General features: G+C 40.9%; 18 protein-coding genes. 9 read left to right on the forward strand and 9 right to left on the reverse strand.

Annotated elements, in window-relative coordinates:
* Positions 1-313 precede the first annotated feature (313 nt).
* Positions 314-1,492, forward strand: a complete 1,179-nt coding sequence (locus Q4546_RS00425) for a patatin-like phospholipase family protein (RefSeq protein WP_102439104.1) — start codon at positions 314-316, stop codon at positions 1,490-1,492.
* 713 nt (positions 1,493-2,205) lie between these two features.
* Here Q4546_RS00425 and Q4546_RS00430 read toward each other — a convergent pair.
* Positions 2,206-2,865, reverse strand: coding sequence for a nitroreductase family protein (locus Q4546_RS00430; RefSeq protein ID WP_102520790.1), 660 nt, complete (start codon positions 2,863-2,865; stop codon positions 2,206-2,208).
* Between the two features lie 401 nt (positions 2,866-3,266).
* Between Q4546_RS00430 and Q4546_RS00435 the strand changes: the two genes are divergently transcribed.
* Together Q4546_RS00435 and Q4546_RS00440 are read left to right on the forward strand one after the other, a co-directional pair.
* On the forward strand, positions 3,267-3,923 hold the full coding sequence (locus tag Q4546_RS00435; protein WP_303445475.1) for a LiaF domain-containing protein: 657 nt from the start codon (positions 3,267-3,269) through the stop codon (positions 3,921-3,923).
* A gap of 411 nt (positions 3,924-4,334) precedes the next feature.
* Positions 4,335-6,926, forward strand: coding sequence for a M1 family metallopeptidase (locus tag Q4546_RS00440; RefSeq protein ID WP_303445476.1), 2,592 nt, complete (start codon positions 4,335-4,337; stop codon positions 6,924-6,926).
* Positions 6,927-6,987: 61 nt separating this feature from the next.
* Here Q4546_RS00440 and Q4546_RS00445 read toward each other — a convergent pair whose 3' ends face one another.
* The 3 genes from Q4546_RS00445 to gloA form a co-directional block, all read right to left on the reverse strand.
* Positions 6,988-7,848 carry a DMT family transporter gene (locus Q4546_RS00445; protein ID WP_102477050.1) on the reverse strand — a complete coding sequence of 287 codons (861 nt, stop codon included), beginning with the start codon at positions 7,846-7,848 and terminating at the stop codon, positions 6,988-6,990.
* 260 nt (positions 7,849-8,108) lie between these two features.
* Positions 8,109-9,209: an alkene reductase gene (locus tag Q4546_RS00450; protein ID WP_303445477.1), complete on the reverse strand. Its 1,101-nt coding sequence runs from the start codon at positions 9,207-9,209 to the stop codon at positions 8,109-8,111.
* An 87-nt stretch (positions 9,210-9,296) separates the two neighbouring features.
* The gene (gene gloA, locus Q4546_RS00455; protein ID WP_102439116.1) at positions 9,297-9,680 is read right to left on the reverse strand and encodes a lactoylglutathione lyase; all 384 of its coding nucleotides are present in this window, start codon (positions 9,678-9,680) and stop codon (positions 9,297-9,299) included.
* 370 nt (positions 9,681-10,050) lie between these two features.
* Between gloA and Q4546_RS00460 the strand changes: the two genes are divergently transcribed.
* The 4 genes from Q4546_RS00460 to Q4546_RS00475 all read left to right on the forward strand — a co-directional run bounded on the left by Q4546_RS00460 (position 10,051) and on the right by Q4546_RS00475 (position 15,515).
* A complete protein-coding gene (locus Q4546_RS00460) occupies positions 10,051-11,601 on the forward strand; it encodes a helicase HerA-like domain-containing protein (protein WP_368389899.1) in 1,551 nt (516 codons plus the stop codon).
* Positions 11,602-11,836: 235 nt separating this feature from the next.
* On the forward strand, positions 11,837-12,106 hold the full coding sequence (locus tag Q4546_RS00465) for a hypothetical protein (protein ID WP_303410649.1): 270 nt from the start codon (positions 11,837-11,839) through the stop codon (positions 12,104-12,106).
* Between the two features lie 2 nt (positions 12,107-12,108).
* Positions 12,109-14,205, forward strand: coding sequence for an HD domain-containing phosphohydrolase (locus Q4546_RS00470; RefSeq protein WP_303445478.1), 2,097 nt, complete (start codon positions 12,109-12,111; stop codon positions 14,203-14,205).
* 218 nt (positions 14,206-14,423) lie between these two features.
* Positions 14,424-15,515 carry a GGDEF domain-containing protein gene (locus Q4546_RS00475; protein ID WP_303445479.1) on the forward strand — a complete coding sequence of 364 codons (1,092 nt, stop codon included), beginning with the start codon at positions 14,424-14,426 and terminating at the stop codon, positions 15,513-15,515.
* Between the two features lie 72 nt (positions 15,516-15,587).
* Here Q4546_RS00475 and Q4546_RS00480 read toward each other — a convergent pair whose 3' ends face one another.
* The 3 genes from Q4546_RS00480 to Q4546_RS00490 all read right to left on the reverse strand — a co-directional run bounded on the left by Q4546_RS00480 (position 15,588) and on the right by Q4546_RS00490 (position 17,625).
* Positions 15,588-15,827: a hypothetical protein gene (locus tag Q4546_RS00480; RefSeq protein WP_303445480.1), complete on the reverse strand. Its 240-nt coding sequence runs from the start codon at positions 15,825-15,827 to the stop codon at positions 15,588-15,590.
* A gap of 453 nt (positions 15,828-16,280) precedes the next feature.
* Complete coding sequence (locus Q4546_RS00485; RefSeq protein WP_076539522.1) at positions 16,281-16,490, reverse strand: cold-shock protein; 210 nt, start codon at positions 16,488-16,490, stop codon at positions 16,281-16,283.
* A 394-nt stretch (positions 16,491-16,884) separates the two neighbouring features.
* Positions 16,885-17,625, reverse strand: a complete 741-nt coding sequence (locus Q4546_RS00490; protein ID WP_102520781.1) for a siderophore-interacting protein — start codon at positions 17,623-17,625, stop codon at positions 16,885-16,887.
* Between the two features lie 101 nt (positions 17,626-17,726).
* On the opposite strand from Q4546_RS00490, the gene Q4546_RS00495 reads away from it, so the two are divergent.
* Together Q4546_RS00495 and Q4546_RS00500 are read left to right on the forward strand one after the other, a co-directional pair.
* On the forward strand, positions 17,727-18,161 hold the full coding sequence (locus Q4546_RS00495; RefSeq protein WP_102439129.1) for a MarR family winged helix-turn-helix transcriptional regulator: 435 nt from the start codon (positions 17,727-17,729) through the stop codon (positions 18,159-18,161).
* Positions 18,162-18,526: 365 nt separating this feature from the next.
* A complete protein-coding gene (locus Q4546_RS00500) occupies positions 18,527-19,522 on the forward strand; it encodes a calcium/sodium antiporter (protein WP_303445481.1) in 996 nt (331 codons plus the stop codon).
* Between the two features lie 134 nt (positions 19,523-19,656).
* Here Q4546_RS00500 and Q4546_RS00505 read toward each other — a convergent pair whose 3' ends face one another.
* Positions 19,657-22,947 (reverse strand): EAL domain-containing protein, encoded by a 3,291-nt coding sequence (locus Q4546_RS00505; protein ID WP_303445482.1) that lies wholly within the window; start codon positions 22,945-22,947, stop codon positions 19,657-19,659.
* A 460-nt stretch (positions 22,948-23,407) separates the two neighbouring features.
* Positions 23,408-24,313 carry a dienelactone hydrolase family protein gene (locus Q4546_RS00510; protein WP_102477040.1) on the reverse strand — a complete coding sequence of 302 codons (906 nt, stop codon included), beginning with the start codon at positions 24,311-24,313 and terminating at the stop codon, positions 23,408-23,410.
* Positions 24,314-24,406: the final 93 nt, after the last annotated feature.

The raw sequence follows: 24,406 nt of genomic DNA on the forward strand, positions 1-24,406 counted from the left end.
TGAAGGATCGAACCATCATCATTAACATTGAAGTAATAAAATTAACCGCTATAGAGTAGTAAAAGCGTGAGATTTACACGGTTTAAAATCGATAAATCGCCCATCTACCCCAATTGACGATAGCAATTCACGTTAGCCGTTTTGTGAGGGTTAAATCCTTCAAACGCGATTTAACAGATTACACAATGTCCATTAACCTTCTAATATTAATTATCAGCAGATCATAGAAACCGCTTTCGCTTCTATAATATTGCTAATTTGATTTAAAATATCTTTAGATTTTTAGCCGCTAAACGGCTAAATGGAGACACTAATGAACACCCCGAAGAACCTTATTAAGTTAATATTTTTTGCCTTGTTCATAACGGCCTGTAGCTCAAATCATCAACTTGAACAACGGGTTGATGCTAATAATTACAAAGATGCTCTCGTGGCGGCGGATCAAACCGAAATAGCTGAACCTTATCGATTTTGGGCTGATGAACAACCTGCGTTTTTATATGATGCAACCACCAACACCACACCATTAGCAAGTGCGTCAGAAAAGCTAAATATATTAGTGTTATCGGGTGGTGGTGCTAAGGGTGCTTATGGCACCGGAGTAATAAACGGCCTTTATGATAGTAATCAACTACCGCAATACACCATTGTCACAGGGATCAGTGCAGGCTCTTTGATTGCACCATTTGCATTTATTGGTGGTGATGAAATTCATCGATTAAAGCAAGTCATGCTAGGCCTTAACGATAAGGCTATATTAGGTAAACGCAATTTTTTAAATGCTCTTTTTAAAGATGCCTTTACTGATGGCAGTAGTCTATATGAGCTAGTGGAGCAGTTTTACCCTGCTACAATGATTGATAAAATAGCGACTGAACACCAAAAAGGGCGTCGACTATTTATTGGCACTACGCAGTTTGATTCTGGCGAGCTGATGATCTGGAATATTGGCCAAATTGCTGCCAGTAACTTACCAAATAAATATGACTTAGTTCATCAAATTTTAGCCGCAAGCTCGTCAATTCCAGGGGTGTTTCCACCACAATTCATCAATGTTGAGATAGATGGAAAGCCTCTAGAAGAACTACATGTTGATGGCGGCATGAACTCACAAATGTTTGTCGACCCAGGTAATTTCGATTATGGGTTAGTCAATCAGGCTTTAGGTTATCAGCAACCAACTAATATTCACGTTATCCGTAACGGGGTATTAAAATCACCTTATATTTCCCTACATGATAAAGGCCTTGAACTACTGAATCGCAGTTTGAAAAGTATGACGATTCAACAAGCTAGAGGTGATTTATATCGAATGCTGTATTACAGCGAAGTAAATAACTACGATTTGTCATTCACTTATATTGACGACAAGTTTGATGCAGAACCTGCCACCAAGAAAATGTTTGATCAGCAGTACATGGAAGCCTTATACCAAAACGGCTATGACAAGGCGGTAAACAACAATTTATGGCAAAACCAAGTTCCTTATTAAAGAAGTTATAGTTTACTTTCACGACTCTCCCAAGTCATTACTGGGAGAGTAAAATCAAGCTAATACGTCATTATTAATCCCACCTTTTTACCATTTTATCAGCATTTTTAGTCGCTTTAGTTATGACTCTACACTTTTTGGAATAACTTACCATGTTGAGAACGACTTGAAACACTGAACATAATGGCGGCTTTATCAATAAGCTGCAGCTAAGTAACTCCTCTTCTTAATACTGTCTGTTGTTAGCGATTGCGCAATGCCTTAATGATACTACTATCAACCAAAGCAGCTGCATTCATCCATCAATATTCATGCCTCCCATCAAATACATTCCATTCTTCATAATATCGTTTCAGCGCCAGCGGTTCATGGCATGACACGTATGAATAGCACCTTGCAGAGGCTACTCAATTTCATCAGTATTCCAGTTGAAGTCAGTCCCTATAAAGGTTTAACTCATGCTCAACGTTAATGTGACGGGTTACATTGCAGTATTATCAGTCATTTAGGGCTTATAAAAGCCGAACCTAAAATTTTCCACCTTCCTGTGAAATAGTGACTGTTTAAAATGGAGACTAAGCTGCTGATTTAATCTTTTAAAAATACTCAACACAAAAAAGCCCATCAAGAGTACATGATGGGCTTTAATAACAGGGACAGAATAATCAATTAGAAAGGTGTTACAAGCTATAATTTAAACGACCAAATATAGTTTATAAAACTGTGATGATATCTTGTTCAGGTAAGCGTGATTTAGGTAGGCCAAAGTTATAATCTTCGCCCTCTTTGTGATAACCCATTGCTAGCGCAAACTCACAAACGTAACCATCTAACTCTTCTTTAAAAATCTCACCAATTAAGCTTGGGTCAACGCCTTCCATCGATGTAGAAGCAATCCCTAAACGAGCTAGCGTATGCAAGGTATTACCAATAGCAATATAGGTTTGCGCTTTAGTCCAATGGCCATTAAAACCACTGTCATCAGTATTTTGCTCTGCAAAACCAAAAGCACCATTTAGCATGTTGTCATACATGTCTGCCGGTAAATGACCTGACGACACTTCAACATCAACAACTTTTCTGTAGTCATCTTTAGTGAACTTAGGGTTATGGGCAAATAAAATCACATGGGAGGCTTCAGTAGCATGAGGCTGATTAAACTGGTGCATATTGGCAAACGTTTCATGAAAACGTTGTTTTGCCACATCAGTTTCTAATACGATAAATTTCCACGGCTGTGAGTTAATAGAAGAAGCAGTTAAACGAATCGCTTGTTTCACTACGTCCATATCCGCTGCTGAAATACGCTTACTTGAATCATACTTTTTCACAGTATAACGTTTATTCAAATCTGCAATAATTGGGTGTGACATAATGATTTTCCTCATAGGTGATGCCGATGCGGTGCATTTTAGGCTTTTCCATTGAGAAAAAAAGAGTGCTAGACACCAATCTTTATGGAGTTTTTAAACCATAAAAAATCCGTAATAGCGGGTGCAGATGGCTCTATAGCGTAACTATACGTAGAAAAAATGACAAACCCATGGCTGTTCACTGGTTATTTTGACTAATTCAGCTGGCTACTTTCACTATATCATTTGCATTTATAAAGGTTAAAAACGATAACGCAATGCTGCAAGAATGATAAAGCACTGTTTTTATATAGCATCTTTAAACTGGCCTGCACATTGCATTAATTTAACTTAAATACAACATCTACCCTAGTGACTAAAATCTGAGTCACTATGTACTATAAAGTCCAAGGAGTGACATTATGGCCGTGATTTTAGAAGATCGCCCTATTGAGCAAGTCAGAGAACAAGTTATCGATCAGTTAATTGTCAATTATAGCCACGGCATTATCTCTGCTGAAGCCTTTGAAAGACGCCTTGATGAGGCAATGAACTCAAGTGTTCATCAAGAGATAATCGCACTGGTCGCAGACCTAACCTTAACCGCTGATACTGACTATAGTCAGCAAAAAGACCACCAGTTTGCGCCAAACTATGGCAGCAAAACTGCCACTGAAGATATGCGCTTAACCAGCATATTAGGTAACAGTGAACGTAGCGGCCAATGGGTGGTGCCAAAGGTTATTAAGGTTAATAATATTATAGGTGAAACCACACTGGATTTTAGTGATGCCATTTTTCAGCATCAACATGTCACCATTGAGATTAATTGCTTTTTGGGCAGTAGCAGTATCTATGTTCCTGAAGGCATTAATGTGGTGTGTAAAACTTACGGGCTCGTCAGTAGCATTGAAAACAAAGCGCCTTCTATCGCAACCCGCCAAGCTCCTGTCATCACCATTGAGGGTAAGGTTATTTTGGGCTCGCTGGAGGTGTCTATCAAGCGCACCATTAAAGAGAAATTTATCGAGTTTGCTAATAATTTAAAATCGGCATTTGATACTAAAAACTACTTTTGATACTAAGAACACAAGATCCGAATATAAGGCAAACCTCAACGATAATATTTGCCTTATTTCGGCCATTAAATCAGCTCTAAGCCATAAGTAACTCAATACCTAGCAATCGCCAAGCTGGGATTAGATGATGCTTCAATCAAGCGCTACTCTAAGTAATCACACTAAATACTCTAAGCAAGTCATCAATTGTTACAACAACCCCAACTTAAATGATGCTCGTAAGTTACCGCTTAGCTGTTAACTTGTTATAATCAGCGTCAGCTTTAAATGACCTTATAGAATCATCAATGCAATGGTTCCAATACAAGCGTTATGAATACAATCGTTATCAATGAAAACGCTAATAGTCACTCAATCCTAATCAATGCCATTAAACATCATGGAATGATAATTAAAACAACAGGAAATAACATGTATCGAATCGTCACTGCGGGACTGGTTACGCTCTCATTTGTGGGAAGTACCGACGCCTTAGCCAATGAATACGTGCTAAGTAAAGTCGCCAAGCCACTATCACAAAGTATTAAGCTCAACTTAGATCCAGTAAAAGATCAGTTTTCAGGCAGCACAGCCATTCAAATTGAAGTGCTTGAAGCCACTAAGCAATTACAACTTAACGGCTTAGAATACACTGCTAGCAATATCCAGTTAGATGCCAAATCAGCTAACAACAAAGACTGCCAACTAGATGTAATCATGCAAGATACTGGGGTGGTTTTGTTTAACTGCCCACATACTATCGAACCTGGTGCATATTCTTTCTCAATGGATTTCACAGCCCCTTATAACCGTCAATCTGTCGGCCTGTATAAAACCATTGATGGCGGCCAGCCCTACTTATTTACCCAATTTGAAATGAGTGATGCGCGCCGCAGTTTTCCAAGCTTTGATGAACCAGAATATAAAATCCCCTTTCAAGTCACCATCACAGCCCCAAGTACTGAAAAGGTTTACAGCAACACCCCAGAGCTTTCAGTTGCAACCAAAGATGGCCTGACAACTCACGTATTTGCTCAAACCAAGCCAATATCCTCTTACCTTGTTGCTTATGCTGTGGGTCAATTTGAAGAAATTGAAGTCACAGGCATGAAAGTCCCAGGGCGCGTAATAACCACTAAGGGGAAAATCGAGCTAGCCAAATATGCAGCCGAGCAAATGCCGTTAGTTCTAAAAGCATTAGAAGATTATTTTGGGGTCGATTACCCTTATCAAAAGCTTGATAGCGTTGCAGTACCTGAGTTTCCTTTTGGGGCGATGGAAAACGCAGGCTTAGTCACTTATCGTGAAGATATTTTGTTAGTTGATGAGCAAACCGCCAGCCAAAATAGCAAAAAAACGGCCGTTTCAATTATTGCCCACGAGCTAGCACACCAATGGTACGGTAACCTAGTGACCATGCAATGGTGGAATGACCTATGGTTAAACGAAGCTTTTGCCAGCTGGATGGCTGCGAAAGTGACCGAGCAAATTCACCCAGAATTTGAATCTAACTTAGCATTATCCAAAAACTACGTGATGTCATTAGATGCACGGGTATCGACCAAGCCTATCCGCAAGCCCATTAAAACCGAAGCCGACATTATGGACGGTTTAGGCCTTGCCTATAGTAAAGGCGAAGCTGTGCTAGATATGGTAGAAAACTATATCGGCGAGGCTGAATTTAATAAGGGTATTCGTCAATACATTAAAGATCATGCCTTTCAAAATACTGAAGCTGATGATCTTTGGAATGCCTTATCAAAAGCCTCTGGTAAAGATGTTGGCAGTATCTTAAGCACCTTTATTGAACAATCGTCTTACCCTTTAATCGATGTGTCATTAGCAGGTGATAAGCTAACCCTTAAACAAAGCCGCTTTGTAAATGCTGGCACTGTAGCAGCAAAGCAGTCTTGGACTGTGCCAGTATCGGTTAAATATGGTAAAGGTGACAAAGTTGCAACCGAAACCATTTTACTCACCAGTCAATCGCAAACCATCAAATTAGCATTCAGTCCTGATTGGATTTATCCAGATTCAGACGCCATGGGTTACTACCGCTGGTTGTTAGATGAAACACAAATGAGCAACTTATTAGCCAATGCTAAAACCCAGCTGACAGCTCGTGAGCGTAAAGCCTTGATCTCAGCAGCTGATGCCTTATTAGATGCCGGCTTTATCTCAGGTGGTGAGTTACTGAATATTTTAGGCGCATTTATTGATGACCAACATCCGCAAATCGTCTCTGCCGCATTAGGTTACTTACAATCTCAAAAACGCACCTTTATTGATGACACCAACCAAGAGCTATGGGCTAAGTTCATTGCCTCAAGAGCACAAAGCGCAATCGAGAAGTACGGTGTTACTGCAAAAGTTGATGAAAAGTCATCTATTAGTAAGTTACGCCCAACATTGATTAACTTATTAGCTTTTGAAGCCAAAGATAAAGCCACAATTGCAACCGCTAAAAAACAAGCTGACTTGTACCTTAATGGTAATAACGATGTTGACCAGTACCTTATCGGCACTTACCTCAATATTGCAGTGTATTTTGGTGACAGTAAGGTATTAGCGAAAGTAAAAGCTGAATTTGAGGTAACGAAAGACCCGCAAAAACGCACTCGTTTAATGTATGCCTTAGGCTATGCGCCTACTGAAAAACTACAAAACAGCGTGCTAGATTATAGTTTGACCGATAAAGTCAATGCGCCAGATTTACGCTATATCTTTGCAGGGCAAGCTTATACCGATGAGCGTAAACAACGCTTTAGAGATTGGATCTATGCTAACTTCAGCGCCATAAAAGCGAAACTACCTCCCTTTGCGGTGGCGATGATCCCATCGTTTACCGGTAGCGGTTGTGATTTAGCGGCACTGGATACAACCAACACATTCTTTAAGCCAAAAGTCGCGCAAACACCTGAGTTTGGCCGTACCTTAGCCAAGCTCGATGAAAGTGTTAAAAACTGCGTCAGCTTAAAGCAGCGTGAACTTGCCAGCGTTGAGAAATACTTAAACCAGCTCTAATCGGTCTGTAGAGCCTTAACTAAAAAGCCAGTCTCACGACTGGCTTTTTGTTGTTAGTGCATCAGTTAGCGTTTTTAGGTGGCTTAGACAGCTTAATATAAACACTTAGGGATATAAAAATCAGCGCACCGCCAATAACTTTTTGCAGCGAAATTTGCTCATCTAACAGACTAAAGCTTAAGATCATGGTCCAAATAGGCTCTAAAATCATAATCAATGCCGCGGTTTCCATCTTAACTTGATACTGGCCTAGAGTCTGAAATACATAACGCACTGACGTAGCGATAACAGTAGAGACCACAAACCAAAATATCAAACTATCATTGACCTCAAAGCTTAATTGCTGGGTAAAGGCAACATACACAGCAGCAACTAAGCCAACCATAAATAACTGTAAACATATCGAATCAAGTGGCTTAATACTGAGACTAATTTTTTTGTTCAACACAAAATGAACAGACAGCAATGAAGAGGCAAGTAAGAAATACCATTGACTGGTCTCCACTTGCCAGCCATTACTTAAACTCAGTAACATCATCCCTACCACACTGATGGGTAAAGCTAACCAAAATGCGCGGTGAGGCTTAACTTTAAACAAAACCCAGGCGGTCATAGGCGCAATGATCATCGCTAAACTCATGATAAATGCCCCTTCAGACAGGCTATTACTGATCGATACCGCAAACACCCAAATCTGTAACGACATCCCCAAGAAAATGCCTACTCCGCAGGCTAATAGCAACTGCTTGGCTCTTAATCGCCAAATACTTTTATAGCAAAAAGGTAATAAAATCAGACTAGCTAACATAAAGCGGCTAGCAATAAACACTTCGCCGGGCATTTCATCAACCACAAGCTTTGACGAAATCCAGCCAACAGCAGCCAACAAGGTGGCAATAAATAAATATAACGCTCCGCGCATTGATAATTCTCTAGAGTAATATTGAAACAGACACAGCTCATCAGCGCCTAAAACAAGCAGGCCGCAGTGAAAATAAGATTAACTAAAGTGCTGTATCAATATGCATGGATCGTCATGCATTGATAAAAAGAAAGGTATTAGCGGTTAGCTTAACCACCCCCTCATATAGTAAAATAGCCACTTTACAGTGAAGTAAAGTGGCTATTATATTTTAACCTGTTTAGCGACTGCTTAACTAGCAAGCGTGCGCTTTATAGGCATTAGTTGCTAGCATACTCACAATAATCAGTTAAGCCTTTCTCATCACCACCAAATAAGGTGGCTGGATCATGCGCAGCCAATGGGTAACCATGCTTAATACGGTTAGGTAAATCTGGGTTTGCCACAAATGGGCGGCCAAAACCAACCATATCCACTAAGCCATCTTGTATCGCTTGCTCTGCGGTATCGGCGTTATACTTACCGGCATAAATGAGTACCCCTTGATATGCTTCACGTACCGCTTTTTTAAAGCCTGCTGGGGTTTCAGGAGCATCATCCCAATCCACTTCTGCAATATGTAAATACACAATCTTATGGGTATTTAATAACGCTGCTGCAGCAGTGTAAGTTTCAACAGGGTTAGCATCAACGGTGCCATTTAATGAAGTAAATGGAGCTAAACGCACCCCAACTCTGTCAGCGCCAATCGCCTCAATCATAGCGCCAACCACTTCACTTAAAAAACGTAAACGGTTTTCTACTGAGCCGCCGTATTCATCGGTGCGGTTATTCGCCTCTGAATCAATAAACTGGTTAATTAAATAACCGTTAGCAGCATGTAATTCAATGCCATCAAAACCCGCTTCAATCGCATTAAGCGCCGCTTGACGATATTCTTCAATCACAGCGTTAATATCTGCTTTGGTCATTGCCCGTGGCTCAACCACATCAACAAAACCAGGCTCTTGGGTGCCGTTGTCGATAAAGACTTTTACATTTTCAGCTTTAAGGGCAGAAGATGAAATAGGTTGCTCGCCACCAATATTATCAGGGTGAGTAACGCGGCCAACGTGCCAAAGCTGAGCAAAAATAACCCCGCCTTGTTGATGAACTAAATCAGTGGTTTTTTTCCAACCCGCAATTTGTTCAGGGCTGTAAATACCCGGTGTCCAAGCATAACCTTGACCCATTGCAGAAATCTGCGTGCCTTCAGCCACAATTAAACCCGCTTGTGCGCGCTGAGCATAATATTTTGCCATCATGTCATTAGCCAAGTTTCCTGGCTGTGAAGCACGTGAACGGGTCATTGGTGGCATTACAATGCGGTTGGTTAGTGTATGACGGCCTAGTTGCAGCGTTTGAAATAATGCTTGTTTCATGTTGTCATTCCTCGAAAAATGGGTCATTGAGCAGCCGATGTAATAGGGCTTTGAGATAACGAGCTCAGTTCAGTTAGCTCGGTTCAGTTAGCTCAGTTGAATCAGCTCAATTTGATAGTTATCAGGGTCAGTGATGAATGCGATGTGCGTCGCGCCGCCTTTTACAGGGCCGGGCTCACGAGTGACTTTTCCGCCTAAATCTTTAATCTTGTCGCAAGCAGCGTAAATATCATCCACACCTAAGGCTAAATGACCAAAGGCATTACCCATATCATACTGGTCTGTATCCCAGTTGTAAGTCAGCTCAATGCTAGTGCCATCTGGCTGATCGGCATAACCAACAAACACCAAGGTATAACGATATTCAGTGTTTTCAGCTCTATCGAGCACACTCATACCCAGCACATCAGTATAAAATTCAATCGATTTCTCAAGATCTGCAACTCTGATCATAGTGTGTAAAAATTTCATAATTTGCCCTTAGCTTCACAGAGATGAAAGCGCTGTTAGTAGTGATAACAAAATAACAATCTAAAACGCTTGCGTTGATTTAATAGGGCTAGTTTACGGCAATGGAGAGGATTAAAATAATTATTAAAAATTCTTAAAACGATAATTTTTTATTATTCGTATGAGCTATAGATTTTATAGCGCTACAAAAATGAATCACTCGCTAGCGACATGCTACTTAGCGGCCACAGCGTTTGTGCGCCAGCCAATCAATTCGACATTCTTATTTTACATTCTTGTTCTACACTGTTATTGCCATAAACGTATTACATAAGCGTTAACCATCACCCCTTTGTGCTTTTACCTAAAGCAATATCTGCAAGGAGCGACAATGAAACAAAGTTCAACAAACACGATATTGATAGGTAAAGGCGATAATCCCGTTGAGCTACAACTGCGTTATGGTAATCGTCATGGCTTAATTGCAGGAGCGACAGGTACGGGTAAAACGGTCTCGCTGATGATGTTAGCTGAAAACTTTTCCCGTCAAGGTGTGCCGGTTTTTGTTACTGATATTAAAGGGGATATTTCAGGTCTAGCCGCTGCAGGCAAGGTGTCAGATAAACTATTAGCCCGCGCTGATAAAATTGGTATTAGCAATTTCAGCCCCCAAGCTAATCCATGCGTTTTTTGGGACTTACTCGGCCAGCAAGGTCACCCTATTCGCACCACCGTCAGTGAAATGGGGCCAACATTATTAGCCAGAATGCTGGGGCTAAATGACATCCAAAGCAGCATTTTAGACATCGTTTTTGCCTTAGCCGATAGCCGAGGCTTATTACTGCTGGATTTAGACGACCTTAAAGCGCTTCTGACCTTGGTCTCAAAAGAGCGTAAAACCATCAGTGCTGAATACGGTTTAGTCAGTGCGCAATCATTAGCGGCGATTCAGCGATCGCTGATGAGTTTAAAGCGTGACGGTGGTGAGGTTTTCTTTGGCGAGCCCGCCCTTGAGCTAAGTGACATCATGGGCGTTGATGAGCAAAACCATGGCTTAATCAATATTCTGGCGGCAGATAAATTAGTATTAACCCCAAATTTATATGCCAGTTTTATACTATGGTTGTTATCAGAGCTATACGAAAACCTGCCTGAGGTCGGCGATGCCGACAAACCTAAGTTGGCCTTTTTTATCGATGAAGCCCATTTACTGTTTGAGGATAGCCCAGATCATCTACTTAAGCGTATCGAGCAAATTATGCGCCTAATCCGCTCTAAAGGGGTTGGGGTGTATTTTTGCTCACAATTTCCTGACGATATACCCGATGCGATATTGGGGCAATTAGGTAATCGTATTCAACATGCTTTGCGGGCTTATACACCAAGGGACCAAAAATCGGTTCGCGCCGCCGCTGAAACCTTTGTGGTAAATCCTAAACTGGATATCACCGCAGTGATTTCGAGCTTAGCCGTGGGTGAGGCCTTAGTATCAACCTTACAAGATAATGGTGTGCCCAGTATGGTTGAGCAAACGCTGATATCCCCGCCCCGCTGTCGTATGGGGCCATTAACACTGACTGAGCGTAATGCTTGTCGCGCCCAAAGCCCTATCGGCAATCATTATGATATCGCCATTAATCGCGAGTCGGCTTATGAACGCCTCAATCAACTCGAGCAACTTGAAAAAGCCCCTGATGCCAAGCCTCCTATAGAAAAAGCTGACACTAAAAAGTCTACCCCAAAAAAAACAAGCTCAACACCCCAAAAAGATAGCGAGGATGAACAAAGCAATTGGTTTAGCGAATTGCTATTTGGCACCAAGCGCCGTCAAGGTCTAGTACAGAGCTTTTCAAAACAAGCTGCACGCGCGGTGGGCAGTAAGTTTGGCAAACAAATTTTGCGGGGAATACTGGGCAGCATTAGCGGCAAAAGCGGTAAATAATTGTTCGCGGTTATATTGCTCTAGCCAGTCATTTTAACTCATCCTTGACCTGTAAATAGGAATTTTTAGCCATAACTGCCTAGAAAGATCACCTTGTGACAAGCTATATTTTTTTGATTAAATCAATAATATCTAACTTTGAAAAATTTCAGCAATCCCTTTGGTTAACTTAGTTGTAACTTCACTAATAAATGCGCTATTGTTTAGTTAATGGAGTTTTTAGAGGTGATTAAGGATGAGCCAATTTTTCACTTTACTCAATCTTAGTTTACTAGACGTCACGTTAGAATATGTCACGTTAGCTGATGCCTCTGTAATAGATAGCATTACTCAGGCCAATGCCTTTCAAACCACTTATGTTGTTATTCTTCGCTATTTTACAAGACCTTCTGACGTTATACGCGCAGCTAGCATCAAACACCTCAAGCACTTAGTGGCATATTACGCCCCTGTGCTTCCATCAGCCCTTATTAGTCACAATAACTTAATAAGGGGCGACTTATAGATATGATTTACCTGCATTTAAGAAAGTCATTATTATTTGGACTGATTGTATTTTCATTCTGTATATCAATTCTGTATCTAGATAATCGCTCAGAAGATTTTGTCATCGATAAGCAAAAACAGCTTATCAGCGAAAACTTATTTAAATTAAAAAAAGAGCATATTACTGATCTTGTTTCATCGGTGCATATCGCAGCTGAAGCAACCCTTAAGCGCGAATACCAAAAACAACAAACTAATCTACAAACGCATTCGCAACAATTCAAATTAGTACTTAATAACACCCCTGAACATCAACGCTGCCAAGTGCTACAAACTTTAGCCGCTGACGATGATGAGTTTCAATACCAATTAACACAATCAGGACAAGCTCTTTGTCAGTCATCCCATAAGCCAAGTTTACACTCCTCTAAGCCAGACAATACCTTGGCTGAAATAAGTATTAACACAGCGATTGCTGATGATATGCAAATGACACTGTCATTATTACCACCTCAAGTTATCAATGAAGCGAAAAAAAGGATCGCTGCCTTTATTAGGCTAATTAAACTGCAGAACCCAGAAACCTACGTTTGGGTAAATGAAGTGATTAATTACGCCGGTGGTGATGACTTTGCCATTAGAAAAGTTCACCCTAGCCAGCCTGAAACCGAAGGGCTGCTATTATCAACCCTCAGTCAAGACATCAAAGGTAACTACCCCTTCCAGATGGAGCTTGATGGCATTAATGCTCAAGGTGAAGTTTACTTCGAATATTATTTCAAACGTAAAACCAATGATGAAATCGTTAAAAAACTGGCCTATGCCAAATTATATAAGCCTTTTGATTGGATTATCGCCACAGGGGTATATGTGGATGATTTAGAATTTGCAGTAGATCAAGAGATCAACAAGCTGATGGTTGAGCTCAATTTTTACAATAATCTGGTTGCCATTATCGCCATCTTTTTATCCGTGTTACTGGTTATATGTTTATACGTGATAGAAAGAAATGCCCTTAATAGTAAAGAGCGAGAGCTGGCACTAAAACACAAGCAACAAGATGTAAAAAACTACCGTCAAGTACTATCATCTATGCTTGATTTAGTGGAGCGGCGCGATAGCTACACCGCTGGTCATACGCGGCGGGTTGCACAATACTCAGTGATGATAGCTAAAGAGATGGGCTTTAGTAATGCTGAAGTGGAAATCCTCTATGAATCAGCAATCATGCATGACATAGGTAAGATATCTACACCCGATAGTATTCTACTAAAACCAGGTAAACTCACCTCGCAAGAATACAAAATTATTCAGCAGCATTTAGACAGCGGCTACAAGCTACTGGTATCGATTAAAGCCTTTAAAAAACATGCTGAAATCATCAGGTGCCATCATGAACACTATGATGGGACGGGTTACCCTCGGGGACTTAAAGGCAAACAGATCTGCCCACTTTCTCATATTCTCATTTTAGTTGACGCCTTTGATGCAATGACCTCAAAACGTATCTATAAAATGAGTAAATCGAAACAAGAAGCTATCGCAGAAATAAAGGCGCTGGCAGGTAAACAATTTTGCCCTGATACGGTAAAAGCAGCTGTGCCAGTGCTAGAGAGTGCTAATCTAATTCCTGTTGATCATAATTATTTAAAGGATGAGTTTGAAGAAGCAAGGCTTGCCTATTATTACAAAGATTCGCTTACCGGTTTATATAACTATCGATATCTAGAGCACGTTATTACGTTAAACGAAGAGCTATTTAGCAAACATTATCATTGCTGTTACGTCATCAGTTTGTTCAATTTTGGTCAATACAATAAAACCCACGGCTGGCTCGAAGGTGATAAAAAACTTACCTTTATAGCCAACAAGTTAACTGCATTTTTGCCAGAGTCGTTAATTTTTAGAGTGTTTGGCAATGACTTTCTTATCTTAACCCTAGAGCATATAGAGCTAGATGCAAAGTCGCTAATCGCGCAACTAGAACTTGATAACCTTAATATTGAACTTGCGTTAGAGCATATCAATATTGACCAGCAGCAAATCCACAATGTAACTCAATTTACTGAGATTATTAACAAGATAGTTAATAAGAAGACTTGCCCCAATATGCCCTAAAGTTCTGTATCAGGCTTGTAAAGCAACAGCATGAATAGAGGGTATTCATGCAATACTGTCTAACTAATAGTCACGAGATTAATCATAAAATAATCGATCAAGTAGCCCAAATGCGAAATAAAAATTAACTAAAAAATTAACTAAAAAATTAACTAATACTATAATGTTAACTGAGGGTTTGAGTCGTATCTCGTAGTATTAATCTAAGGAAGTCAATAATGAAATGGTTACCTGCTAAGTGGGTGTTAGATAAAGAGGCAGAACTATCATTTCAACAATCTTTAAATCAACGCTCACGCACAAATGCAGTAATGATGAGTTACATCTTAATTACGGTGTTGCTATTTTTTACCCTATCTTCATTTGCAGCCACTAATTATACTTTCGCCGACATCTTAACCCGTATTGTCAGCCTCCTAATTGCAATGGTAATGATTTTCAGTATTAAAAAATCAGCCACCTGTTACCTTGATTCGATACTGTTATTTTTTGCGGTGCTGTTTACCCTCATCAATGGTTTATTCTTTTATAGCTATGCTATTAACCATCAAGAGCTCCATGAAGGCGGCCCTATGCTGTCAGCCATTTTTATTACAGCCATTCCCATACTTCACTTAGGTCAAAAGTTCATTATTTGGCTGTTACTGGGTGTTGCTCTGCTTATAATCCAATTCAACACCGAGGTGGATATCATTTGGAGTATAAACTTCTATGTGATAACAGTTGCTATCATGACCGCGATGCAATATCAAACGGATGTGCTGCTGAGAAAACAATATAAATACGAGTTAATTCAAACACAAAAAGCGCAAACTGATAAGTTAACAGGGATTCATAATCGCTATAATTTCGATAAGCAATTCTCGACTCTGTTACACAATTTAAAACAGGGGCAGTACCTTTCATTGTCGATGATCGATATTGACCACTTTAAAAAATATAATGACCGCTACGGGCATTTAATGGGCGATAAAGCCTTGGTCAGCTTTGCCCAGTTACTTTCAAACCAAGGTGCCGATATGGTGGTGCGCTTTGGTGGCGAAGAATTTATTTTGGTTTCTGTCAGTTCAAATCAAAATAAGCACTGGCTTGAAGATCTCCCCATGCAGCTTAAGCGGCTCGAGATTGAGCATAGCGATTCAGCAACCGGGTTTCTGTCAGCATCCGCTGGGGTGGTAAGTGTTAGTGCCAATCAGCGTCACCTAGTTAATAAAACCAAGCTTTTAACCTTAGCCGATCGCTGTTTGTACCAAGCGAAAAAAGCCGGTAGAAACCAAGTGTGTCACCAAAAGGTATCTTGTGAAGAATAAGACTTAAGTTAAGCTTGAGGCAAAAGTTGCAGTTGAGGCTGAGAATGAACTTGCGCTCACCGCCAGATAGCATCATTCGGAGGAGTCTTTTTTATTTGCTTCTCTAGCAACCAAAATAAAGGTTAAATACATTTTAGTTGGCAGTGACAGCACCATGCCAAAAGCGACACACATCGAACTGATGATAATTCCCTTAACGCCCATTGCGGCTAGGGTATCATTAAAGTTGTGTAAATAAATCCCAAGTAAAATTAAGCAAATACCAATGGTAATACTGGTTCTAAGCAGTAGTATTAATTGTCTATTGCTCACTTAATTCTCCTCAGCTTAATGGTACACACCTTGGCATAGCACACCGACATTGTAGTCAATATATAGCTAAATTATGCCACCATTGTCAGTGAGTGTCGCGGCACAGGTTACGTTAAATATTACCAAGCAGTTAAAGAGCTTATTCTGACAAAAGATGGGTTAACCAGCTAAGCTTTTAGCTTTTAGCTTTTATTAAAATAGCTCTCTTAAAGCCAAAAAAGGCTACCAGGCTTAGAAGATTAAATGCGTTCCAGCTAGCGCTTTAGTTGCAGCATTTTTAGTTACTAAGCTTAAGCGCCTTGATGTGATACACAGATCGTTATACCTTGAATTTCAGACACAAAAAAGCGAACCCAAAGGTTCGCTCTTTTAATAATTACGATAAATAGGTAAACCTAAAAGCGTAATTATTTGAAGTAACGTACTGGCTAGCCAGTGACGTCGACTTTCAAATTAGATAGCAACTACGTTAGCTGCTTGTGGGCCTTTTTGACCTTGCTCTAAATCGAAAGAAACTTTTTGGCCTTCAGCTAAAGTTTTGAAACCTTCAGAAGCGATAGCACGGAAATGTACGAATACATCTGCGCCGCCATTGTCTTGAGTGATGAAGCCGAAACCTTTGTCTTCGTTAAACCATTTTACGATACCAGTAGTGTTAGACATAATGTGTCCCTTATATAATTAAGAATTAAAAAATTTATCGCGAAAATGCGATGCGCTGAGAGCTGAATTATTTAATGTGACGATGAAGCTAAGGGAAACACAGAGGAACAACGATAACGTAGAATTCTGAGGCTTTACTTTTACTTGATGTTTCATTAATAACTCTGAATGTCAGAGCGAGGTGAATCTTACATTAGTTTAAAAAATTGTAAAGGTATTATTTTATTTAAATATCAAAACAGCCAGATATCTGACCACTGACTAACAGGTATATAGCACAATTAATCGCTAATATACTTATGCTTAGCAGTAATTATAGCTCTGGTTGCTATGGTTTAGCTGTGATTGATAATAATATAGCTTGTCACTTGGCTATGACGGTTATCATGGATATTTACAGTGGATTAACTTTTTTCAACGCCCCGAAACGATCAGCATCAATCCCTTGCTTCCAATAGCCAACAGCAAAGATGTTAAGCCTTTCAAAACCAAGCTCTTGTTGTAATACGGGCTTCAAAGCGCGTATTTGACCAGCTTCTAGCCCCATAAAGACATGACTATCCTTGGGTAAGTCTTTAGCGATTAGTTGTACTTGTTGCTCAAGGGTTATTGTTGACTCATCTTCAATAAACCAATGAGTATTTTTTGAATCGTCATAATCCATCTCAATGATATCAGCACGGGTAGGCACGCTAATAATGGCCTTTAATTGGGCATCAGGATTAAATCTAGGCACGTAACCATTTATGGCATTTACAGAGGTGATATCCCCCACCAGCAAGTAACTATGGTGATTAAAGTCAGTTAATTTCATCAAACCTGGGCCCGCTATACTAATACGGTCGCCCACTTTTGCCTTTTTTGCCCAACTGGTGGCAGGACCTTGGTGACGGTTAATCACAAAATCTAACCCTAGCTGGTTAGTGTGTGGGTTAAAAAAACGAATCGTGTACGAACGCATTTTTTGCGCTTCATCGCCCGTCGATGGCAAAAACACTTTAACGTGCGCGCCTTCAAGCCCCTGCGGAAAACCTTGTAAACTGGTTCCGCTAAAGATAATTCGACGTAAATGAGACGACAGCTCAATAATCTCTGCAACCTGTACAGAGCGCAAATTGGGCTTTCTAGGCTTCATAGAGACATCCTCTTCGACTTGAAAAAAAGCTAGTAAGTTGATAAGGTCAACTATAGTTAGCATTGTTGACTAAGTCAACTAATTATCAGGACCAACCAAAAATGAGTCACTTATCCATTTCTGATGCGATTTTTAACATCGCACATTCATACCGTTTAGCCATGCGATCTTCTCTTAAGGCTAATGAAATTGGCTTAAATGCCATGCATGTTAAATGCCTTAGCTTGATTAACAACAGTCACACTTGCACCGCAAACGATATCGTTAACCTTTTAGCCAGAGATAAAGCACAAATTGCTCGGTTAATAAAAGAAATGATGGATAACCAATGGCTAACGAAAACGGCAAACCCAGAAGATAAAAGAAGTCAGATATTATCACTGACTGCAGACGGTAAAAAACTCGCTGTACTGATTGCAAAAACCCAAAACGATGTGAATCAAAAAATGCTGCGAAACCTGCCAGTTGAAGACTTGGCCACATTTACACGCATTGCTGATGCGCTCTTTAATAACCTTAATGACAATGAAGAATAAGCGGCCTTTTAGTTAGTTGCCTTTATCTTAGCCGGTTTTTAGCATGACAAGTCTTTCCTAGCACTAAGGCTTGTAAGCCGAGCGATATCAGTGCTAAATACTTGGCAGTAGCTTTGACGCGAATAGCCACAAATTTGCTATTGAAACGAATCGAATAACAGATTAAAATGCGCCCAAATTTGAGGGAGTAGCCGTTCTGTCACCACGACAGGAGGTTGTGTCAACATAATTGGTCGAAGACCATGGTGCAATCAACGCTTAGCATTAAGCGTCTGGCGAGACTCGAATGACCACACGCATATAGCTAGGGCTGGGCGTGGGTTTTTCGTGTCTTAACACAACCAGCCCTTGCAGTGCGTTATATTATGTTGTCATTATTTTTACCTTTACTTGCACTCGTTGCAGGTCTTATCGCTTTATCTGTCAGTGCCGACCGGTTGATCGCAAGTTCTGCGACTCTGGCTAAGCATTGCAAAGTCTCTATGTCCTTTATCGGTATGACTGTGGTGGCTTTTGGCACCTCAGCTCCAGAACTTCTCGTGTCCTCTATCGCAGCCCTAAATGGTGCTGGCGAACTCGCTATTGGTAATGGTATTGGCTCTAATATCGTTAATATAGGATTAGTGCTTGGCATTTGTGCTTTACTCGTGCCGTTATCCATTAAAGTCCATTTCATTCGTCGGGATTTACCTATCTTAATCGCGGCAATCTTATTTTGCGCCCTGTTAATGTCAGACGGCAATTTAGACTTCCCAGATGGCTTATTACTACTAGTAGCGTTAGCGGCATATTGTGGTTACCTAGCCTTTTTAGTGGGTAAAGGCGAAGCTGACGCAGAAGAAGTTGAGTTTTTAGAAATATCTAAAAGCCGCTCTGCTGTGGAAACGCTATTAATGCTAAGTGTGCTGTTAGCCGCCTCACAACTGATGGTTTGGGGCGCTGTAGAACTGGCTAAAGCTGCCGGGATCAGTGAGTTAATCATTGGGCTAACCGTTATTGCCTTTGGTACCAGTTTACCAGAGTTAGCAGCAGCCATTGCTGGAGTGCGCCGCGGTATGCATGACATGGTATTTGCAACTGTGATTGGTTCAAATATTTTCAATATACTTGGGGTGATTGCCTTCCCTGCGCTGTTAGGTGACAAGCAGCCATTACCAGAATTATTGGTCGCCCGTGATTACCCTATGATGCTGTTACTCACCGCTATCGTCGCTGTGGCATTTATGGTTACTTATTTTAAACAAAGAAACATCCCTGCTACTGAAAAAAGTTATACCTTTGGCCGCACTGCGGGGGCGCTGTGTTTAGTGAGCTTTAGTGGCTATATGCTTTATCTCGGCGCTGTGACAATGCAGGCCTAGTTGGCTAGGTAAATATTAACTAGGTAACCATTGGCTAGGTAAACAAAAGACAAATAACAGTGGGGTTCGAGTGCCCCACTGACCTTTACCCTTCGCTTACTTAACCTTCTCATTCCTATTCTGTGTTTTCTTGATTACTGCCAAGCGCTATCAGGCTTCCAACTCTCTGCCCACATTGGTAATTGCTCAGCAGGCATTGGCCGTGCAATACCATAACCTTGCGCTAGCATGCAGCCCATAGACAATAGCTGGGTTCCATGTTCGATGGTTTCAACACCTTCAGCAATAACTTGGCGATGAAAAGCCCGCGATAAACTAATCACCCCCATCACAATGGCGCGGTCATCAATATCAATCAGCATGCCTTTGACAAAACTCCGATCAATCTTCAGTAGGTTGGCAGGTAAACGTTTAAGGTAAGTGAGTGATGAAAACCCTGTGCCAAAGTCATCAAGCGCAAAGCTGACGCCAATATTAATGCATTGCTCCATTGTCGCCAGCACTTGCCCCATATCCCCCAGCGCGCTGGTTTCTAGTATCTCAAGCTCCAATGAACTCGGTTTAATCAACGGTCGCTGCGCTAATGCTGCTGAGAGTTTGGCAGTAAAATCTTTTTGTTGTAATTGTAAGGCGTCAATATTAACGCTGACAGCAATATCAAAGCCAGCAAGGGTCCATGAATACATCTGTGAAAGCGCGGTATCAATAACCCAATTTCCCAAAGTGACACTGATGGAATGATTATCAATAAAAGGAAGAAACTCCCCAGGTAATAGCAAGCCTTTCTCTGGGTGCTGCCAACGGATCAACGCCTCACAACCGATCACAGTGCCTAATTTCATATTCACTTTCGGCTGGTAATATAAAACAAACTCATCTTGCTCAATCCCCCGCTGAATATCATCAATCACCTCAAGGGTGCTTTGTAAGGATTTGTCTTTATTGACATCAAACAGGTGATAGCGGTTTTTGCCACTTTGTTTAGCTATATACATGGCCTGGTCGGCATGGCGTATCAGTTGATCTGCACTCACACCATCTTGAGGGTACAAGGTAACGCCAATACTGGCAGACACCTGCAAAATGGCTCCAGCAGCTTTAATCGGACAACTTGCTACCTCTAGCATCCGCTCTAGAACCAACTCACAATCGTGCATGCTTTCTAAATCCACCAGTAAAGCAATAAATTCATCACCACCAATACGGGCCAGAATGTCTCCATCTCGCAGAGTTTCGCTCATTAACTGCGACAAAGTAATTAGCAACTCGTCACCGACATTATGGCCATAGGTGTCATTAACGGCTTTGAATCCATCTAAATCAAGGTAAGCCACGGCTAAAAATTTTCCGCGTCTGATGCTCTGACTCATTGCATGATCCAGTCGTTCCGCCAGCATTACCCGATTGGCTAACCCTGTTAGCGGATCATAATGGGCAATGTGTTCTAGTTGTTGTTGATGGCGCTTCATTGAGGTGATATCTGAAAACAGTGCGACATAGTTTTGGGTTTGCCCCTCGGAATCTGTAACCGCACTAATGGTGATTAGCTCGGCAAATATGTCGCCATTTTTACGCTTATTCCACAGCTCGCCTGACCACTGCTTATGTTGTAATAACGATGCCCACATCCTGTTGAAGAACTCGCTGTTGTGCCTACCTGAGTTTAAAAAACGTGGGTTTCTGCCAATGACTTCTTCTCGCTCATAACCGGTAATCGCGCTAAAAGTGGCGTTAACATCAATAATAACCCCATTAATGTCGGTGATCATGATGCCCTCACGGGCATGAGTAAAAACACTGGCTGCGAGTTTGAGTTGATCTTCAATTTTTTTATTATTACTAATATCAATAACTTCAATAACTCGTGCATTACAGCCTTTATAAGTAATATTTTTTCCCTTAATGCTTAGTGGATATCGTGTTCCGTCCTTGCGAAGGCCTTCAGCCTCAAAGCTATTTCTATCATCTTGATGCATTCTTATTTTTACCGTTTCAAGATACTCTTTCGCGATTAATTTCAAACCATCCATACCAATGAGCTCTGAGTAACTGAAACCAGTAATAGTGGATAAACCATTATTACACTCAAGGATACGGCCCTGATCATGGATAACAATACCGCCATAGGTTGCTTCGCTAAGAGCCCTAAAACGCTCCTCACTTTGCTGTAAAGTCGTTTTAGCCTCTGCCAAACGTCGATTAAACAAGTGCATATAGAGAGTGATACTACTGGCTAAAACCACCAAAAAAAGCGCTATGGATAATACCGGGTAGAGCCAGTTAGGAGTTGATGTAGGGCTATCATTATAAATAAAGCCATCAAGGTGACGAATATCATTGACCACACTGGCCTTAGCAAAGGTATTTGCCATATGTTGCCAGCGATCAGAGTTCATATGCCCAATTTGGATCAAATTAGGCAGAATCAAGTTTTGCATTGCATTAGCTTCATAGAGCAAATGCTCACGGGTTTTATTAACCTGATACTTAGCCATTAATATATCGACTATTTCTTCAGGGTTGTCCATGGCATAGCGCCAACCTTTGAGGGTCGCTCGCCTCATTGCCGCTACACGTTTTGGATAATTATTTAACTCAGCTTCAGTAGTGAAAAAAATATCACTGTAAAAATCAACTCGGTAGCTTACTGGATCAATAATGTCATAGGGGACATTAGCTTGAGCAAGTACATAGGGTTCATTGGTAATATAAGAGTTAAAAGCATCCACCTTGCCCGTGATTAAATCATCAAGCTGAAAGCTGCTGGGGACGATCTCAAGCTGTGACAAGGAAATGCCTTCATTAACTAACATGGTCAAAAAGTCTGCATCTTTATCCTTATTCGCCAGCATCACTCTTCTGCCAATAAGGTCATGGGCAGAGCGTATTCCTGACTCTTTTAACGTCAACAAGATAGATGGTGAATGCTGAAAGATAGCAGCCAAAGCAATAAGTGGTTCACCTAAAAGGCGATGGTATAGCACCTCACTGTTACCTACTGCATATAAAGCATTACCCGATAACACTTCGGCTACCGGTAAGCGTTGCGGATCGCCTTCAAGCAAACGAACCTCAAGACCTTCTTCTTGATAAAAACCCTTTTCTAACGCAGCATAATAGCCGGCGAATTGAAATTGATGATGCCAACGTAACTGCAAATATACGATATCCACTGCTTTTGTTGACGCTAGTGATAACGATTCTGATATTTGGGTTATTTTGAGCTGTGCTGAGGTTTTTACAGAGCGTTCAACTAAAGGCTCAGATTTAGGCTCTGATAAGGGGGCAGATAAAGCAGCAGCGAACGAGCTAGATACGCTTACGATTAACAAAGTCACTAAGACAAATAGCACACACACAACTGCTGCACGACGCATCATCGAAGCATAGATACAATTTCTGAGCGATAATAAACCAAACCACATGCAGTAAACCTTAGCGCTAACAGTCGATAAAGGGTGCTAAATGCTGTACTTAAACCATGAATTTATTGGTACTGAGATTAAGAAATAAACGGCATTGCCATCGCAGGGAGGGGAATATAACTAAAGCTATTAGAATCTAAAAATTGCTCTTCTTCCCTGATATTAAAATCGACTTAAACCGCTAAAACTACTTTTTATCTTTGCAGCCAAAACACTGAATAATAAAAGTATAGAAGATAACAACACCTTCGCCATCAGCCAGGCTAGTTTAATCTAAAAAAGTGTCAAATAACGCCAATTTGTGGCAAGTATGTATTCAAGCTGAGTGTGAATAGCTTGGATATACTGCCAATAAAATATGCAAACCGATAAGATAACACAGCAAAGAGTTCACCTGACTCTGAACTCTGGAAAAATAGCACTGAGCAGGTGGGCAAGTTAACACATGCCCACACACAGCTTAGCGCTCAACTCTGGCTAGTCTTGCTTCAAAAAATGCCACGGTTCTTGACCAAGCAAGTTCAGCATTTTTCTCATCATAACGGCCGGTAGAGTCATTATGAAAACCATGATTAGCATTGGGATACATGTGCATAACGTAATCGACATTGGCCGCTTTTAAATCCGCTTCATATTCTGGCCATGACGCATTAACCCGTTTATCAAGCTCACCCAATTGGATCATCAGTGGCGCCTTAATATTTGGCCGTAAGGCTTTGGCCGCTGGCGTACCATAAAATGGAACTCCGGCATCAATCAGATCGCTTTCTATCGCGGCTAAATAATTCACCATATAGCCACCAAAACAAAAACCTACTGCCCCCAGTTTACCGTTAGATTGCTGATGTGATTTTAAAAACTTAGCAGCGGCAACAAAATCATATTGAATTTTTTCACGCTCAAGGGTGCGCTGCATGGATCTGCCTTCATCGTCATTGCCAGGATAGCCACCTAGCGGAAACAAGGCATCAGGCGCAAACGCAATAAAGCCTGCTTTAGCCAGCCTGCGGGCCACATCTTTGACGTAAGGGTTTAAACCTCTATTTTCATGAATAACCAATACCACAGGGAATTTACTATCAGGGTTTTCTACAGCTTGGGTGGGTAACACTAAATAGCCTCGACCTTCGCCATGGCCTTGGGGGGACGCAAAGTTCTGATAACTGGCTTTAATGTCACTATCGTTAAATGACACTTGCTCGGCTAAGGCATAATTAGGTAATAGCGCACTGGTTAATACTGTCATGGAATAGCCCAGCGCCACTAAACCGGTTAATTTTTTCATAAAAGTACGACGGTCCATGCCGCCATGTGCATATTCATCGTACCAATCAAAAGCTTCTTGTGGAATATTATTATTTTTCATATTTTACCCATATCAAATTAGCGGCGCTGGTGTATTGACTTGATTACTATTAACTCATCGCAGCATTTACCTAAACAAATGAGAATAACAATC

Source organism: Shewanella sp. 4_MG-2023 (assembly GCF_030548015.1).
Taxonomy (GTDB): Bacteria; Pseudomonadota; Gammaproteobacteria; order Enterobacterales; family Shewanellaceae; genus Shewanella.

Coding starts and splice junctions, on each gene's coding strand:
- Q4546_RS00425 (WP_102439104.1), top strand. CDS start 314: ATGAACACCCCGAAGAACCTTATTAAGTTAATATTTTTTGCCTTGTTC.
- Q4546_RS00430 (WP_102520790.1), bottom strand. CDS start 2,865: ATGTCACACCCAATTATTGCAGATTTGAATAAACGTTATACTGTGAAA.
- Q4546_RS00435 (WP_303445475.1), top strand. CDS start 3,267: ATGGCCGTGATTTTAGAAGATCGCCCTATTGAGCAAGTCAGAGAACAA.
- Q4546_RS00440 (WP_303445476.1), top strand. CDS start 4,335: ATGTATCGAATCGTCACTGCGGGACTGGTTACGCTCTCATTTGTGGGA.
- Q4546_RS00445 (WP_102477050.1), bottom strand. CDS start 7,848: ATGCGCGGAGCGTTATATTTATTTATTGCCACCTTGTTGGCTGCTGTT.
- Q4546_RS00450 (WP_303445477.1), bottom strand. CDS start 9,209: ATGAAACAAGCATTATTTCAAACGCTGCAACTAGGCCGTCATACACTA.
- gloA (WP_102439116.1), bottom strand. CDS start 9,680: ATGAAATTTTTACACACTATGATCAGAGTTGCAGATCTTGAGAAATCG.
- Q4546_RS00460 (WP_368389899.1), top strand. CDS start 10,051: ATGAAACAAAGTTCAACAAACACGATATTGATAGGTAAAGGCGATAAT.
- Q4546_RS00465 (WP_303410649.1), top strand. CDS start 11,837: ATGAGCCAATTTTTCACTTTACTCAATCTTAGTTTACTAGACGTCACG.
- Q4546_RS00470 (WP_303445478.1), top strand. CDS start 12,109: ATGATTTACCTGCATTTAAGAAAGTCATTATTATTTGGACTGATTGTA.
- Q4546_RS00475 (WP_303445479.1), top strand. CDS start 14,424: ATGAAATGGTTACCTGCTAAGTGGGTGTTAGATAAAGAGGCAGAACTA.
- Q4546_RS00485 (WP_076539522.1), bottom strand. CDS start 16,490: ATGTCTAACACTACTGGTATCGTAAAATGGTTTAACGAAGACAAAGGT.
- Q4546_RS00490 (WP_102520781.1), bottom strand. CDS start 17,625: ATGAAGCCTAGAAAGCCCAATTTGCGCTCTGTACAGGTTGCAGAGATT.
- Q4546_RS00495 (WP_102439129.1), top strand. CDS start 17,727: ATGAGTCACTTATCCATTTCTGATGCGATTTTTAACATCGCACATTCA.
- Q4546_RS00500 (WP_303445481.1), top strand. CDS start 18,527: ATGTTGTCATTATTTTTACCTTTACTTGCACTCGTTGCAGGTCTTATC.
- Q4546_RS00505 (WP_303445482.1), bottom strand. CDS start 22,947: ATGTGGTTTGGTTTATTATCGCTCAGAAATTGTATCTATGCTTCGATG.
- Q4546_RS00510 (WP_102477040.1), bottom strand. CDS start 24,313: ATGAAAAATAATAATATTCCACAAGAAGCTTTTGATTGGTACGATGAA.